This is a genomic window from Streptococcus sp. 263_SSPC, assembly GCF_001071995.1.
GTDB lineage: Bacteria > Bacillota > Bacilli > Lactobacillales > Aerococcaceae > Granulicatella.
In genome coordinates this window covers 1-15,241 of the sequence record NZ_JVNU01000049.1, presented here as the reverse complement: position 1 = coordinate 15,241, position 15,241 = coordinate 1, and the positions used below count along the sequence as shown (strand labels likewise).

The 15,241-nt window shown below is 38.9% G+C and carries 12 protein-coding genes and 1 rRNA gene; 7 read left to right on the top strand and 6 right to left on the bottom strand.

Translation table 11 applies throughout. The annotated features are described in order from the left end of the window. Positions 1-28 precede the first annotated feature (28 nt). The 6 genes from gyrA to dnaA all read right to left on the bottom strand — a co-directional run bounded on the left by gyrA (position 29) and on the right by dnaA (position 9,037). Positions 29-2,614: a DNA gyrase subunit A gene (gene gyrA / locus ADH02_RS07045; protein WP_048783680.1), complete on the bottom strand. Its 2,586-nt coding sequence runs from the start codon at positions 2,612-2,614 to the stop codon at positions 29-31. A gap of 45 nt (positions 2,615-2,659) precedes the next feature. Beyond that, the gene (gene gyrB, locus ADH02_RS07040; protein ID WP_048783678.1) at positions 2,660-4,597 is read right to left on the bottom strand and encodes a DNA topoisomerase (ATP-hydrolyzing) subunit B; all 1,938 of its coding nucleotides are present in this window, start codon (positions 4,595-4,597) and stop codon (positions 2,660-2,662) included. A gap of 3 nt (positions 4,598-4,600) precedes the next feature. Beyond that, positions 4,601-5,728, bottom strand: a complete 1,128-nt coding sequence (gene recF / locus ADH02_RS07035) for a DNA replication/repair protein RecF (protein ID WP_048783676.1) — start codon at positions 5,726-5,728, stop codon at positions 4,601-4,603. Then, on the bottom strand, positions 5,725-5,979 hold the full coding sequence (gene yaaA, locus ADH02_RS07030) for a S4 domain-containing protein YaaA (protein WP_048783674.1): 255 nt from the start codon (positions 5,977-5,979) through the stop codon (positions 5,725-5,727). Before yaaA ends, recF begins: the two co-directional genes overlap by 4 nt. 367 nt (positions 5,980-6,346) lie before the next feature. Next, a complete protein-coding gene (gene dnaN / locus ADH02_RS07025; protein ID WP_048783672.1) occupies positions 6,347-7,504 on the bottom strand; it encodes a DNA polymerase III subunit beta in 1,158 nt (385 codons plus the stop codon). 174 nt (positions 7,505-7,678) lie between these two features. Continuing rightward, on the bottom strand, positions 7,679-9,037 hold the full coding sequence (gene dnaA, locus ADH02_RS07020; protein ID WP_048783670.1) for a chromosomal replication initiator protein DnaA: 1,359 nt from the start codon (positions 9,035-9,037) through the stop codon (positions 7,679-7,681). A 532-nt stretch (positions 9,038-9,569) separates the two neighbouring features. On the opposite strand from dnaA, the gene rpmH reads away from it, so the two are divergent. The 7 genes from rpmH to ADH02_RS06985 all read left to right on the top strand — a co-directional run. Continuing rightward, complete coding sequence (rpmH, locus tag ADH02_RS07015; protein ID WP_005608206.1) at positions 9,570-9,704, top strand: 50S ribosomal protein L34; 135 nt, start codon at positions 9,570-9,572, stop codon at positions 9,702-9,704. A gap of 66 nt (positions 9,705-9,770) precedes the next feature. Continuing rightward, entirely contained in the window at positions 9,771-10,115 is a 345-nt protein-coding gene (rnpA, locus tag ADH02_RS07010) for a ribonuclease P protein component (protein ID WP_048711119.1), read from the top strand. Positions 10,116-10,175: 60 nt separating this feature from the next. Beyond that, complete coding sequence (gene yidC, locus ADH02_RS07005) at positions 10,176-10,988, top strand: membrane protein insertase YidC (protein WP_048783667.1); 813 nt, start codon at positions 10,176-10,178, stop codon at positions 10,986-10,988. A gap of 76 nt (positions 10,989-11,064) precedes the next feature. Beyond that, positions 11,065-11,865, top strand: coding sequence for an RNA-binding cell elongation regulator Jag/EloR (gene jag, locus ADH02_RS07000; protein ID WP_065427031.1), 801 nt, complete (start codon positions 11,065-11,067; stop codon positions 11,863-11,865). Between the two features lie 312 nt (positions 11,866-12,177). Continuing rightward, positions 12,178-13,038 (top strand): helix-turn-helix domain-containing protein, encoded by an 861-nt coding sequence (locus ADH02_RS06995; RefSeq protein ID WP_048783665.1) that lies wholly within the window; start codon positions 12,178-12,180, stop codon positions 13,036-13,038. A gap of 2 nt (positions 13,039-13,040) precedes the next feature. After that, positions 13,041-13,250: a hypothetical protein gene (locus ADH02_RS06990; protein WP_048783664.1), complete on the top strand. Its 210-nt coding sequence runs from the start codon at positions 13,041-13,043 to the stop codon at positions 13,248-13,250. A 453-nt stretch (positions 13,251-13,703) separates the two neighbouring features. Beyond that, a 16S ribosomal RNA gene (locus ADH02_RS06985) occupies positions 13,704-15,241 on the top strand; the annotation flags it as partial.

The window sequence follows — 15,241 nt, the reverse complement described above, 5'->3', positions numbered from 1 at the left end:
TTTATAGAGTGATTCAGTCTCTTACTGATTATTCATTTTCTTCGTCGACTAATTGTTGCGCAAAGTCTTTCATATTGCCTTTGATAGCTTCATCTGAAAGAGATGCAGTTGGTGTTTCTGTTGCTGCTGATTCAGTCGTAGATTCAGTCGTTTCAGAAGCTTCTTCTGTTTCGTCTTCGCGGTCTACAATCGCTAATGAACTTACAATCGCATCTTGATCGAGACGCATCATACGAACTCCAAGTGCGCCACGGCCTGTTTGAGACACGTCTTCGGCATGGAATCTAATGATAACCCCTTTATTCGTCATGATAAGTAAGTCTTCGTCTCCAGTTACAGTACGTAGGCAGACAAGTGGTCCATTTTTCTCAGTAATACGAAGTGTACGAACCCCTTTCACGCCACGGCCTTTCAATGCGTATTCGCTCGCAGCTGTACGTTTTCCGTAACCTTTTTCGCTGACTACTAATACTTCACGGTCTGGCGTTAAAATATCCATTCCGATGACATAGTCGCCTTCACGTAGAGAAACCCCACGAACACCTGAAGCGGTACGACCCATCGCACGAACTTTATCTTCATGGAAGCTTACAGCGTTACCGTGATAAGTTCCGAGGATGATGCCATCATTTCCGCTTGTGACTACTACACGGATCAATTCATCATCTTCGCGTAATTGGATGGCACGAAGACCATTTGTACGGATATTCTTGAATTCTGATAGACGAACACGTTTTACCGTTCCACGTAATGTTGTGAAGAACAAGTAACGTTCTGATTCATCTGATTCTGGAACACTGATAATCGCTTGAATTTTCTCAGCTGAATCAATGTTTAATAAGTTGATAACTGGTAATCCTTTTGCTGTACGGCTATATTCAGGAATTTCATACCCTTTTGCTTGGTACACTTTCCCTGTATTCGTAAAGAAGAGGAGTGAATCGTGTGTTGAACATGAAATCATGTTTTCCACGTAGTCATCATCATGGACGCTCATTCCTTGAACCCCACGTCCTCCACGGCGTTGTGCCTTGAATTCAGTGTTAGCAAGACGTTTGATATATCCATTCTTCGTTAATGTAATCACGACATCTTCTTGTTCGATTAAATCTTCATCTTCAAGGCTTAATGCTTCTCCGACTAGTAATTCTGTACGACGAGGATTGTCGAAACGTTGTTGAATTTCAAGAAGCTCTTGTTCGATGATTTCGTAACGAAGTTCTTCGCTCGCTAATACTTTTTCTAAATATTGAATTGTAGCTTGTAATTCGTTGTATTCTGCATCGATTTTCTCGCGTTCTAATCCTGTTAAACGAACCATACGCATATCAAGAATCGCTTGTGCTTGTTTATCGCTTAAGCCGTATTCATTCATGAAGCGTTCTTTAGCGATATCTCCACTTGCTGAACTTCTTAAGATGGCCACAATCGCATCGATATGGTCTAAGGCGATTTGTAACCCTTCTAAAATATGAGCGCGGTCTTCCGCTTTCTTCTTATCGAATAAGCTACGACGACGAACGACTTCTTCTTGGTGATCTAAGTAGTGGCGTAAAATTTCTTTTAAGCTCAATACTTTTGGCTCTTGATTTACAATCGCAAGCATGTTGAATCCGAAGTTTGATTGTAATGGTGTTAATTTGTATAAATTATTTAATACAACGGATGCTGAAACATCACGACGTACTTCGATGACGACACGCATACCGACACGGTCAGATTCATCGTTTAAGTAAGTAATTCCTTCGATTTTCTTCTCGTGGTGTAATTGTGCGATACGTTCTACTAAACGCGCTTTATTTACCATATATGGTAATTCAGTAATGATGATGCGTTCTTTTCCGTTTTTCAATTCTTCGATTTGTACGCGTCCACGAACCGTAATCGATCCGCGTCCTGTTTCGTACGCACGACGAATTCCAGATTTACCTAAGACAAGTCCTCCAGTTGGGAAGTCAGGTCCAGGGAGAGCTTCCATCAATTCAGTAGTTGTGACATCAGGGTTCTTCATTAATAAGTGAAGAGCAGAAATGACTTCCGCCAAGTTATGTGGTGGAATGTTTGTTGCCATCCCTACGGCAATCCCTGTTGCACCGTTGACTAATAAGTTTGGAATACGTGCTGGTAAAACTTCCGGTTCACGTTCTGTTGAATCGTAGTTATCACGGAAATTAATCGTATCTTTGTTAATATCGCGAAGCATTTCAAGAGCAATTTTACTCATACGAGCCTCTGTATAACGCATCGCAGCGGCGCCGTCTCCATCGACAGAACCGAAGTTACCGTGTCCATCAATTAATGGGTAACGGTATGAGAAATCTTGTGCCATACGAACCATGGCATCGTAAATTGCAGAGTCACCGTGTGGGTGATATTTACCCATTACGTCCCCGACAATACGCGCAGATTTTTTATGCGGTTTGTCCGGTGTCACTCCAAGTTCACTCATTCCATATAAAATACGACGGTGTACTGGTTTTAATCCATCGCGTACATCTGGTAGGGCACGCGATACAATAACACTCATCGAATACTCTAGAAATGATTTACGCATGGTATGCACTAAATCAGTTGATTCAAAAGTTTCTTCAAAGTGTTTCACTTCTTCAGACATAATTCGTCTCCTTTTCTATTCTTCTCTTCAAATTCATTTACTAAATTAGATATCTAAATCTTCCATATTGACATATTTCGCATTGCTTTCGATGAATTCACGACGTGGTTCTACACGGTCACCCATCAAGATATCTAAAATTTGATCCGCTTCTGCAGCATCTTCCACTGATACTTGTAACATTGAACGGTTTTCAGGATTCATGGTTGTTTCCCATAATTGTTCCGCATCCATTTCCCCAAGACCTTTGTATCGTGATAATTGTGGTTTTGGATGTGCTGGTAATTCTTTTAGTTTTTCTTCAAGCTCTTTATCATTTTGAATGTAGTATTCGTTTTTACCTTGTTTCAACTTGTAAAGAGGTGGTTGCGCGATATAAATATATCCAGCTTCCACTGCAGGGCGCATATAACGATAGAAAAGAGTAATGAGCAATGTACGAATGTGACTTCCATCGACATCGGCATCGGTCATGATGACTAATTTTTGGTAACGAGCTTTCGATAAATCAAAATCTCCACCAAAACCAGTTCCCATCGCTGTAAACAGCGAACGAATTTCTTCGTTGGCTAAAATTTTATCGAGTGTTGCTTTTTCAACGTTCAAGATTTTCCCGCGGATTGGTAAAATCGCTTGGAAATGACGTGAACGTCCTTGTTTTGCTGAACCACCCGCAGAATCCCCTTCGACGATGAATAATTCAGAAATCGTTGGGTCATTGCTTGAGCAGTCTGCTAATTTACCTGGTAAGTTTGAAATTTCTAAACCAGATTTCTTACGAGTCACTTCACGCGCACGTTTTGCAGCAAGACGTGCTTTCGAAGCTAAAATCCCTTTTTCAACAATCTTACGAGCGACTTGAGGATTTTCCATTAAGAATTTATCGAAGTGTGTTGAGAACAGACGGTCTGTAATCGTACGAGCTTCAGAGTTTCCTAATTTCGTTTTTGTTTGTCCTTCGAACTGTGGATCAGGGTGTTTGATGGAAATAACGGCTGTTAACCCTTCACGGACATCTTCACCGCTTAGTTTTTCTTCGTTTTCTTTCATCAATTTTTGACGACGCGCGTAATCGTTAATCACACGTGTTAAGGCCGTCTTCATCCCTGATTCGTGAGTACCACCTTCATAAGTGTGGATATTATTTGTAAAGCTGAGAAGGTTTGTATGGTATCCAGAAGTGTATTGCATAGCCACTTCTACTTGAATGCCATCTTGTTCTCCTTCTACATAAATTGGCTCTTCGAATAACACTTGTTTTGATTTATTTAAGTGTTCAATATAGCTCTTAATCCCGCCTTCGTAGCAGAAAGATTTTCTAACTGGCTCTTCTTCGCGGAAATCTGTGATTGTTAATTTTAATCCTTTATTCAAGAACGCTAATTCACGCACACGGTTGGCTAATTTATCAAATTCAAAGACAGTTGTTTCTTGGAAAATTTCAGGGTCTGGTACAAAGTATACGCTTGTACCATGTTTATCTGTTTTACCAATGATTTTTAAGTCATCTAAAACAGCACCACGTTTATAAGATTGCTCATAAATGTTGCCATCTTTAAATACTTGAACGGTTAAGTCTGTTGAAAGAGCATTAACAACAGAAGCCCCAACCCCGTGAAGACCCCCAGAAACTTTATAGCCTCCGCCGCCGAATTTACCACCGGCGTGAAGCACTGTAAATACAGTTTCTACGGCAGGACGACCTGTTTTTTCTTGAATATCAACCGGAATCCCACGTCCATCATCGGTTACGCGAATGTGGTTTTCTTTCGTGATTTCGATTTCGATATGTGTCGCAAACCCAGCCAACGCTTCGTCGATTGAGTTATCCACGATTTCCCAAACAAGGTGGTGCAACCCGGCACTACTTGTTGAACCAATATACATCCCAGGACGTTTACGAACAGCTTCGAGTCCTTCTAATACTTGAATCTGACTGGCATCATATTGCGCAGCTAATTCAGCTTTGTTTTCTTCTGTCATATGCTAATTCTCACTCTCCGTTTTTAAAATAGTTCCTTTTTCAATCGGTATTACGACTGGTTCATTAATAAATTGTTGCTTAATCCCATCCAGGCTCGTTGTCGTAATAAAGGTTTGCACCTTATTTTCGATGGCCTTAATCAGATGAGTTTGTCTATCATCATCGAGTTCGGAAAGAACGTCATCTAATAGTAGAAGAGGATACTCGCCTGTCGATAATTTCATCAATTCGATTTCCGCAAGCTTCAAACTCAGAACGGTCGAACGTTGCTGTCCTTGCGAACCGTACGTTTGAACCGGAACCTCATTCAAATAAAAAATCAAATCGTCACGGTGCGGTCCAATCAGCGTTGTGGCTTGATCCGCCTCACGAGTTTGATTTTTCTTGAATTGATTCATATAAATTTCTTTCATTTGCTCAGGTGTTAAACCATCCTCCAGGGGAATCGTTGCTTGATACGACACCGAGAATTTCTCACGACCAAGCGATAACTGGTCATGAATCGGAATGGCTAAAGCCTCCAATTGCTTCATAAAATCGAGACGATGAAAGACGATTTTACTAGCTAACTCGCTTAACATCTCGCTTAAAACATCTAAGTATTCGTCCGGCTGCTTTTTCTTAATGGCTAGCTGCTTAAAATACGTATTGCGCTGTTTTAAGACGCGATTATATTCCACTAAATCATAGAGGTAGAGGGAACTCATTTGTCCAAGTTCCATATCCACGAATTTACGTCTGTTTTGCGGAGACCCTTTAACAAGCGTGAGGTTCTCTGGGGCAAATAGAATGACATTCAAATTTCCAAGGTAGGAACTGAGTCGTTTTTGCTCCAAATAATTCACTTTCGCGATTTTTCCTTTTTTAGAAAATTGCAATTCTAAATTCGTCTTTGTCGTTGTTTTTTCAACGGTCCCTTTAATCGTCGCAAACTCTTTATTCCATCCAATCAGTTCTTTGTCGTTTGTCGTACGGTGGCTCTTTGTCATCGCCAAGGCGTAAATCGACTCCATCAGGTTGGTTTTCCCTTGTGCATTTTCACCAATAAAAACATGCACACCGTCTGTAAACTCTAGTTGGACAGATTCATAATTACGAAAGTTTTGTAATTGTAAATTAGTCAGCTTCATGCGTCATGTATGTTCAAATCATTTTCATCCGATTTCATTTCTTTCACAATAAAAATACCTTCATCAGGTATTTCGACACGTGTATTCGGATATAATTTTCTACCACGTCGATTTTCTAACTCTCCATCTACAAAAACTGTATATTCTTGCAGGTACCATTTTGCTTGTCCGCCCGTTGTAATGACGTCAATATGTTTTAAAAATTGCCCTAATGTAATGTACTCATCAGAGATCGATACGATAGTTGTCATGAACTTCCTCTTTTCTAATGGATATTGGTGAGAACTCCATTAAACTCATGCATGCTCACATATTTTTAAGTAGAATAACTCTACAATATTATACAATTTTTACACGCTTTTCGCAAAGAAATTGCAAAATTTAGGGGGTTATTTCAATTTTGGGTCAAAAATAACAAAAAAGCCTAAAAAAACGAAAAACAAAATTTAATAGGATTTTTTCAAAAATTGAAAGTTTTGGGCCAAAAATCACCCCAAAATCGTGCTGCCCAAAATTCACTTATAAGTGAATTTCGGGAAATTGAGCAGATGAGGGTTAAAAATAAAAAAACTCGAGCCTTCAAAACGAAAGCTCGAGTGAAAGTTTGATAACTTACGATTACCCGTTGAATGTACGAACAGGTGTCACTAATTGAATGAAGCTATGTGGAATACCAGAGTGGTCTTCTTTTAGTTTCAATGTGAACGGACGGTTTGCTTCTAAGAAGTTGATCACAGCTTCTGAAGAACCGAATAATTTCAACGCTTCTTTTAAGTAGTCAGGGTTGAATGAAATTTCAAGTGGAGCTCCTTCGAAGTTTTCCACAGCGATTTCTTCTTCAACCGTACCCACTTCAGGAGATTTACCTGTTAATAGAATACGTTCCGGTGAAAGTGTTAATGTCGCGATATTGTTTTTATCCGTATGTGACATTAATGAAGCACGTTCTACAGCTGCTACAAGTTCGCTCGCAACCACTGTAATAGAAGTGTTCGCTCCGTCGTTAATTAAACGGTCTGTATCTGGGTACATTCCTTCTAATAAACGAGAGTAGAATGATAATGTTTCTGTTTGGAACAAGATTTGATTATCTGTAATCGCGAAATCGATTGTTTCTAATCCGTCGATAATACGAGATAATTCTAATAATGTTTTACCAGGTAAAGTCATCTCGAATGTCAATGCATCACTTCCAGCTGGCATTTGTAGCGGAATGATACGTTGGCTTAGACGGTGAGAGTCCGTTGCGACTGCTTTTAATTGGTTGTCTTTAATTACCATATGAATCCCTGTTAAGATTGGACGAGATTCTGCAGTTGAAACGGCAACGGCTGTTTGTACAATTACTTGTCTAAATAATGGAACAGGAATTGTAATGACATGATTTTTTTCGATTTCTGGTAATTGTGGATAATCTACTGCTGATAATCCATTTAATGTAAATGATGCATTACCTGCTGTAATTGTTGCTTGTAATTGATCGTTTGTTTCAAGTGTGAATACATTTAAAGGTAATTTTTTAACGATTTCTCCAAAGAAACGAGCAGGAAGAACGATGCTACCTGGTTCTTGGACTGTTAATTGTAATTCTTCGTCTTCGATTGGTAAGAATACTTCGATAGAAACTTCGGAATCACTACCTGTTAATGTTAATCCTTCTTCACTTGCAACTAATTTAATCCCTGTCAAAATCGGAATTGTTGTTTTTGATGGAATTGCACGTTGCACATCTACAAGATTTTTTAAGAACCCTTGTCTGTTTACTGAAAATTTCATAACTGCCTCCTTTTGGGTGTGCTTTTATATTTAATTTATTTATTAATAAAATAGTAATAGTAGTAGGGCCTGTGTATATTGTGGAAAAGTCCATTTTCCTTATAACAGAGACCATTTTCAATTGTGGATAACCATTGTGGAAAACTCCACCGTTTTATGGCACTTATCCACAGCTTAATAACCGAGCGAATGCTTGATTTCATTAATCACGCGAATCGTTTCTGGATCATCTTTAGCTTCTTGGCTAATTTTTTCATAGGCGTGAATAACCGTTGAGTGGTCACGACCAAAATCAGCACCAATCTTTTGAAGAGAAACACGTGTTAATTCACGAGAAAGATACATCGCGATTTGACGCGGTTGAACCATCGTCTTCGTTCTTTTCTTTCCTTTAATATCTTCTACTGTAATATTATAGTATTTCGCAACGGCGCTTTGGATATCATGAACTGTAAGAAGCTTCTCATCGCCTCCAGGAAGGAACGATTGCAACGCTTCTGCAGCTAAGTCTGTCGAAATATCTTGTCCGACCATCACTGAGTATGCTTGAAGACGCATAAGAGCTCCTTCTAATTCACGGACGTTTGATTGAATATGACCTGCGACATAACTCAATACTTCAATTGGAATATTGAAACCAAGAGAAGTGGCTTTATTTTGCAGGATCGCAATACGCGTTTCTAAGTCTGGTGGCGTAATATCTACGGATAAACCAGATACGAAACGAGATACGAGACGTTCTTGTAATTCTTTAATTTCCGTTGGTTGACGGTCACTCGTTAATACGATTTGTTTTTGGTTATTGAAAAGCGCATTAAATGTATGGAAGAACTCTTCTTGAGTCGCTTCTTTTTTCGCTAAGAATTGAATATCATCGACCAATAAGATATCCACATTACGGTAACGATTGCGGAATTCTTGCGGTGTTTTTGATCCAATCGAAGCGATCATTTCATTCATAAACTCTTCACTCGTCACGTATTTGACACGTGCGTTTGGATGGCTCTTCTTATATTTATTCCCAATCGCTTGCATTAAATGAGTTTTTCCAAGTCCTACACCTCCATAGAAGAAAAGAGGGTTGTAGGTATTACCAGGATTATCCGCAACGTAATGCGCGGCAGCCGTGGCCATTTGATTTCCTTTCCCAATAATGAAAGTTTCAAATGTATATTTAGGATTCAAATGCGAGTCTTCCTCGATGGCAACCATTGTAGGAGTTTCAGGAATATTTGGTTGAATTTCTTCGATTCCTTGGTGGAATGGAGTATTTACTGGACCTTCATCTTCTGAATCGATAAAACGTGGTTCAAAAGATTGTCTAAAGTAATCATATCCAATTTCCATAATGTCTCTGATGAGGTTATCTTGCCAATATCTCGCAAATGTCTTAGAAGGCACTTTAATATAGAGAATATTTTGTTCAATTCGAATCGGTTCAGCTGGTTTAATCCAGTGATTAAAGGTAAATTCGGAATTTGTTTTTTCAAAGTGTTCTAATAATAGTTTCCAAAATTCTTGGATGGAATTCATAAATGCACCTCCTTATATCGTTTTCAAGATTCTAATCCATTTAACAGTGTACCATCTTTCCAAAAAGTTTTCCACAATAGGATTGATAAAATCACAAAAAAAGATTATTTTTGATAACTTTATCCACAAAACGGTGGATAAATCGAAGAATAAAGTGGATATTCACAGAGATATGCACATAAAATTAGCAGTTATAAACAATGAAGAAAGTTGATATAAAAGGAATTTAATAGAGTTATCCACCATTGTGCATAATTTTTGTAAACAGATTGTTATTTTGTGGATAAATTGTTTATAAGTCTGTGGAAATCGTCTTTTATGCAAAAAAACTATCCACCATCGATGTGAATAATTAAAAAAATAGAACAAAATAGACAGTTATTTGTAGAAATTTTTAGTCTGATTATGTTATGATACTTCAGTAATTTAGTGATTAGATAGTTTATATTGACAAGTAAACATTTTATATTTATAATGTACTAGACTGTCTAGGGAGACTAGATATTTCATTTACAGTAGGAGGTGCACACGAATGAAAAGAACATATCAACCAAGCAAACGCAAACGTCAAAAAGTTCACGGATTCCGTAAACGTATGAGCACAAAAAATGGCCGTAGAGTATTAGCAAGCAGACGCCGTAAAGGTAGAAAAGTTTTAGCAGCTTAGATCACTGAACGTCTCAGTGGTCTTTTTTTTTAAAAACCATTTGAGTGACTGGAGAGATTCAAGTAGATGAAGAAATCGTTTCGAGTAAAGAAAGACCGCGAATTTCAAAAAGTATTCCACAAGGGAAAATCGACAGCGAACCGTCAATTCGTTATTTATCAATATAATAAGGAAGACCAATCCCATTTTCGTGTGGGAATCTCTGTCAGCAAAAAACTTGGAAATGCGGTTACGCGTAATCGTCTAAAAAGAAGAATCCGTCATATTTTAATGGAACTGGACGACCAATTGGCGCAAGATGTAGATTTTATCGTCATTGCTCGTCAACCCATCGTACAAATGTCTTATCAAGAAATGAAAAGCAGTATGATGCATGTTTTAAAATTAGCTACATTATTACCTAAAAATTAAGATTCCTATATATAGTAGGAATCGTTGAAAATTAAATATTCTAAAAGGTGGGACTTTTCAGTGAAGAAAAAAAGCCAATTGATTTTATCATTAGCAGTTTTAACTTTATTTTTAGCGGCCTGTGGAACTTCTCCAATTACGGAGTCTAGTACAGGATTCTGGGATCGAATTGTTCTATATAATTTATCTCAATTTATCATCTGGTTATCAAACCTATTAGGTGGAAGTTACGGTTTAGGGATTATCGTCTTTACGATTATTACTCGTTTAATTATGGTTCCTTTAATGCACTTCCAATACCAAAGCACGCGTAAACAAGCGATTCTTCAACCAGAAATTAAAGCTTTACGTGAGAAGTATTCAGCACGCGACCGTGCAACACAAGAAATGCTTCAAGCTGAAATGAACGCTTTATATGAGCGTGAAGGTATCAACCAATATGCTGGATGTTTACCATTATTAATTCAATTGCCAGTCATGATGGCATTGTATCAAGCAATCAGCCGTACAGACGTATTGAAAACAGGTCATTTCTTATGGTTCCAATTAGACCAACCAGACCCATATTTCATCTTACCAGTCTTAGCAGCATTAACTACGTACATCACAACATGGTTATCAATGAAAATGCAAGATACTGGTGGCGCTGGTAAAGTTATGATGTATGTCATGCCAGCAATGATCCTATTTATGTCTCTTGGGTTATCAAGTGCGTTATCACTCTACTGGGTAGTCGGAAACGTATTTATGGTAGGCCAAACATTACTATTAAATAATCCATTTAAATTCCAAGAAGAGCAAAAAGCGATTGCCGCTGAGAAAAAACGCCGTGCAAGAGCGCTCGAAAAAGCGAAAAGAAGACACGGAAAATAATTCTTATAGAGCTCTTGTTGAAATGTCTCAATCATGAGATAATAACAATGATTTTTATAGAGTAGGAGAGTTTACGATGACAAATACAATTAAAGTAAGTGACGTTTCAGTAGAAAAAGCAATCCAAAAAGGATTACGTCAGTTAGGATTACCGCAAGACCAAGTGTTTGTGGAAGTCATTTCTGAAGGTAAAAAAGGATTGTTTGGCTTCGGTCAAAAAAATGCTGAAGTGGAATTAACACCAGTTGCTACAATGGTTAGCGAAGAAGCAGTAGAAGAAGTTGTGGAACCTGCTGTTGAAGCAGTGGAAGAAACAACTGTCGAAACAGTAGAAACTGTGGAAGTTCCTGAAGAAGACTTCGAAGATGATGATTTCGAAGACGAAGAAGTAGGAGAAGCAGACTACGAAGAAACTGTAGATCAATTAGAAGAAGCTGCTCGTGTGACAAAAGAATACTTAGAAGGCATCGCTAAAACATACGGCGCTGAAGCAACAGTAACAGTTGAAGCACGTCGTGACCGCATGACTTTCGTATTCGACACAGACAAACAAGGTCTTTTAATCGGAAAACACGGTAAAATCTTGAATGCTTTACAAGTACTTGCGCAAGTATCTGTACACCGCTTCATCAAAGGACGTATTTCAGTTCAAGTCGATGTTGGTGACTACCGTGCACGTCGTAGTGAAACACTACAACAAATTGCGGAAAGAACTGCTCGTAAAGTATTAAAAACAAAACAACCTGTTTACTTAGAACCACTTCCAGCGTATGAAAGAAAACAAATTCACGCTGCGTTAAGTAAAAACAAACGCATTTCAACTCACTCAGAAGGTAAAGAACCACATCGTTACCTAGTTGTCGAAATCGCAGAATAGAAAAATGAAAGCTTATGACCGTTTCGGTCATAAGCTTTTTTTGTGCTTTCAAAATCGACTTTTAAAGAATAACGCTTAGAATGATTATTATATCAAGCATTTTTATGAAATTATTTGTAATGAAAATAACTTTCAAAATTATAAAAAACACTTATATAAAATAATATATAATCGTCATTTTCATTCAGAAAAAAAGAAAAAATCCCACAAAACTCTACCAAAATGAAGTTTTTCCTTTGGATATATTGATAAATAAAGGTATAATAAATTTGATATAGGGAACATATATTAAATAAAAGAAAGGAGATATTTATGGATATTCAAATTTTTGTGAATCGAAGAAAAGAACTAGGTTTATCTCAAATTGAATTGAGTGAGGGTATTTGTACACAAGCTACATTGAGTCGATTCGAAAATCACGGTCAAATTCCTTCAATGAAAATATTGACCTTGCTTTGCAAAAAGTTGCAAATGGACGTAGGGGAGTTATTTCCATCTGTAGCGATTAAAGACTCAGTGTTAAATAAGAAACTTGATAAAATAGAATTCAATATCGTGAGTATGGAATATGAAGAAGCAGAAGAGCTGATTAAGAGTATTAATGTTGCACATCTGACAACTCAACAAGAGTGGCGATATTTATACTTAAAAGGTTTCACACAAACCTTAATGAACAAAGATGATGCAGATAGTTTCTTCTATTTTAATCAATTATTAGCGGATCATTCAGACGTAGATAATAAGTATATCTTTTTAGCATATACCGGAATTGGACTTATTTATATGAATCAAGCCGATTATGATAAGGCAGAATACTTCTTTGAAAAAGCTATTCACCAAATTGATTCCTATACCATCGAATCTGTAGAAGATGTTTGTCGTGTCCTAACAGTCCTATATTACGCAGCAACATTTTATGCGACGATTAAGGAATATGATACAAGTGATGTGTTATTACGCCGAGGGGTAACGATTTGTGGGGAAAATCATGTTACTTACTACTTAGCGCGAATCAAATATTTACTAGCTGAAAATGCTTATGAAAATAAATTTGAGCAAGAAGAAGTTAAAGAATTAATAAGAGACGCTGCCGCATTTGCCAGACTGAATAAAAATACTGTATTATTAGAAAAGATAAAAGTATTTGAAGACCGTTTGGCGAAAGGAGAATAGATATGTCTATTCGTCTCAAAAAGGAAGATTTCCTTAAAAAAGAAAAACTCGAAGTTCCTGAAACATTGAAAGAGGAACTAGTCAATGATGAGTATGATTTAGATAGTTTTGGAGATGCGTTTATTATGATGCCAAAAATGGAAGAAGATAAACGTCAACAAAACCTTGAAAAGAACATCAAAAAAGAGTGGCTCGAGGATTTCGAGAACTAGTTTCTACTATAATATAGTAAACAAATTCAAAAAGAAGACTTTGGTGAGTTTGCCGAGGTCTTCTTTTATGTTTGAAAAAGCATTTCTGCAAACATTTTATTTGAAGTTTTTTCATAAAAAATTCTTACTAAAAATAGCGTCATTTTAGTTGAAATTGCCTATCAGTTATGATAAATTAATATCACTGTGAAGCGAACGTTCGCTTTTAAAACATTTTCAAAAAAGTTTTGAAAACAGCAGACGTAATCGTTTGACGAAAGACCTATATTATGCTAATATATAGGAGTTGTTGCAAAACAACGATTGACCTTTGAAAACTGAACAAAGAAGACGAACCAAATGTGTAGGGACTTCATTATTTTTAATGAAGAAACAACAATTTCTTATCTCTTAAAGAGATACAATAAGTCAGTAATTAAAATGAGCTTTTCAAAGCTCATGAAAATTCAAATTTTTCATGAGAGTTTGATCCTGGCTCAGGACGAACGCTGGCGGCGTGCCTAATACATGCAAGTCGAACGAGAGCGACCGGTGCTTGCACTGGTCAATCTAGTGGCGAACGGGTGAGTAACACGTGGGTAACCTGCCCATCAGAGGGGGATAACATTCGGAAACGGATGCTAAAACCGCATAGGTCTTCGAACCGCATGGTTTGAAGAGGAAAAGAGGCGCAAGCTTCTGCTGATGGATGGACCCGCGGTGCATTAGCTAGTTGGTGAGGTAACGGCTCACCAAGGCCGTGATGCATAGCCGACCTGAGAGGGTGATCGGCCACATTGGGACTGAGACACGGCCCAAACTCCTACGGGAGGCAGCAGTAGGGAATCTTCCGCAATGGACGCAAGTCTGACGGAGCAACGCCGCGTGAGTGAAGAAGGTTTTCGGATCGTAAAACTCTGTTGTTAGAGAAGAACAAGTGCTAGAGTAACTGTTAGCGCCTTGACGGTATCTAACCAGAAAGCCACGGCTAACTACGTGCCAGCAGCCGCGGTAATACGTAGGTGGCAAGCGTTGTCCGGATTTATTGGGCGTAAAGCGAGCGCAGGCGGTTCCTTAAGTCTGATGTGAAAGCCCCCGGCTCAACCGGGGAGGGTCATTGGAAACTGGGGAACTTGAGTGCAGAAGAGGAGAGTGGAATTCCATGTGTAGCGGTGAAATGCGTAGATATATGGAGGAACACCAGTGGCGAAGGCGACTCTCTGGTCTGTAACTGACGCTGAGGCTCGAAAGCGTGGGTAGCAAACAGGATTAGATACCCTGGTAGTCCACGCCGTAAACGATGAGTGCTAAGTGTTGGAGGGTTTCCGCCCTTCAGTGCTGCAGTTAACGCATTAAGCACTCCGCCTGGGGAGTACGACCGCAAGGTTGAAACTCAAAGGAATTGACGGGGACCCGCACAAGCGGTGGAGCATGTGGTTTAATTCGAAGCAACGCGAAGAACCTTACCAAGTCTTGACATCCTTTGACCACTCTAGAGATAGAGCTTTCCCTTCGGGGACAAAGTGACAGGTGGTGCATGGTTGTCGTCAGCTCGTGTCGTGAGATGTTGGGTTAAGTCCCGCAACGAGCGCAACCCTTATTACTAGTTGCCAGCATTGAGTTGGGCACTCTAGTGAGACTGCCGGTGACAAACCGGAGGAAGGTGGGGATGACGTCAAATCATCATGCCCCTTATGACTTGGGCTACACACGTGCTACAATGGATGGTACAACGAGCAGCGAACTCGCGAGGGTAAGCGAATCTCTTAAAGCCATTCTCAGTTCGGATTGTAGGCTGCAACTCGCCTACATGAAGCCGGAATCGCTAGTAATCGCGGATCAGCACGCCGCGGTGAATACGTTCCCGGGTCTTGTACACACCGCCCGTCACACCACGAGAGTTTGTAACACCCAAAGTCGGTGAGGTAACCTTTTGGAGCCAGCCGCCTAAGGTGGGATAGATGATTGGGGTGAAGTCGTAACAAGGTAGCCGTATCGGAAGGTGCGGCTGG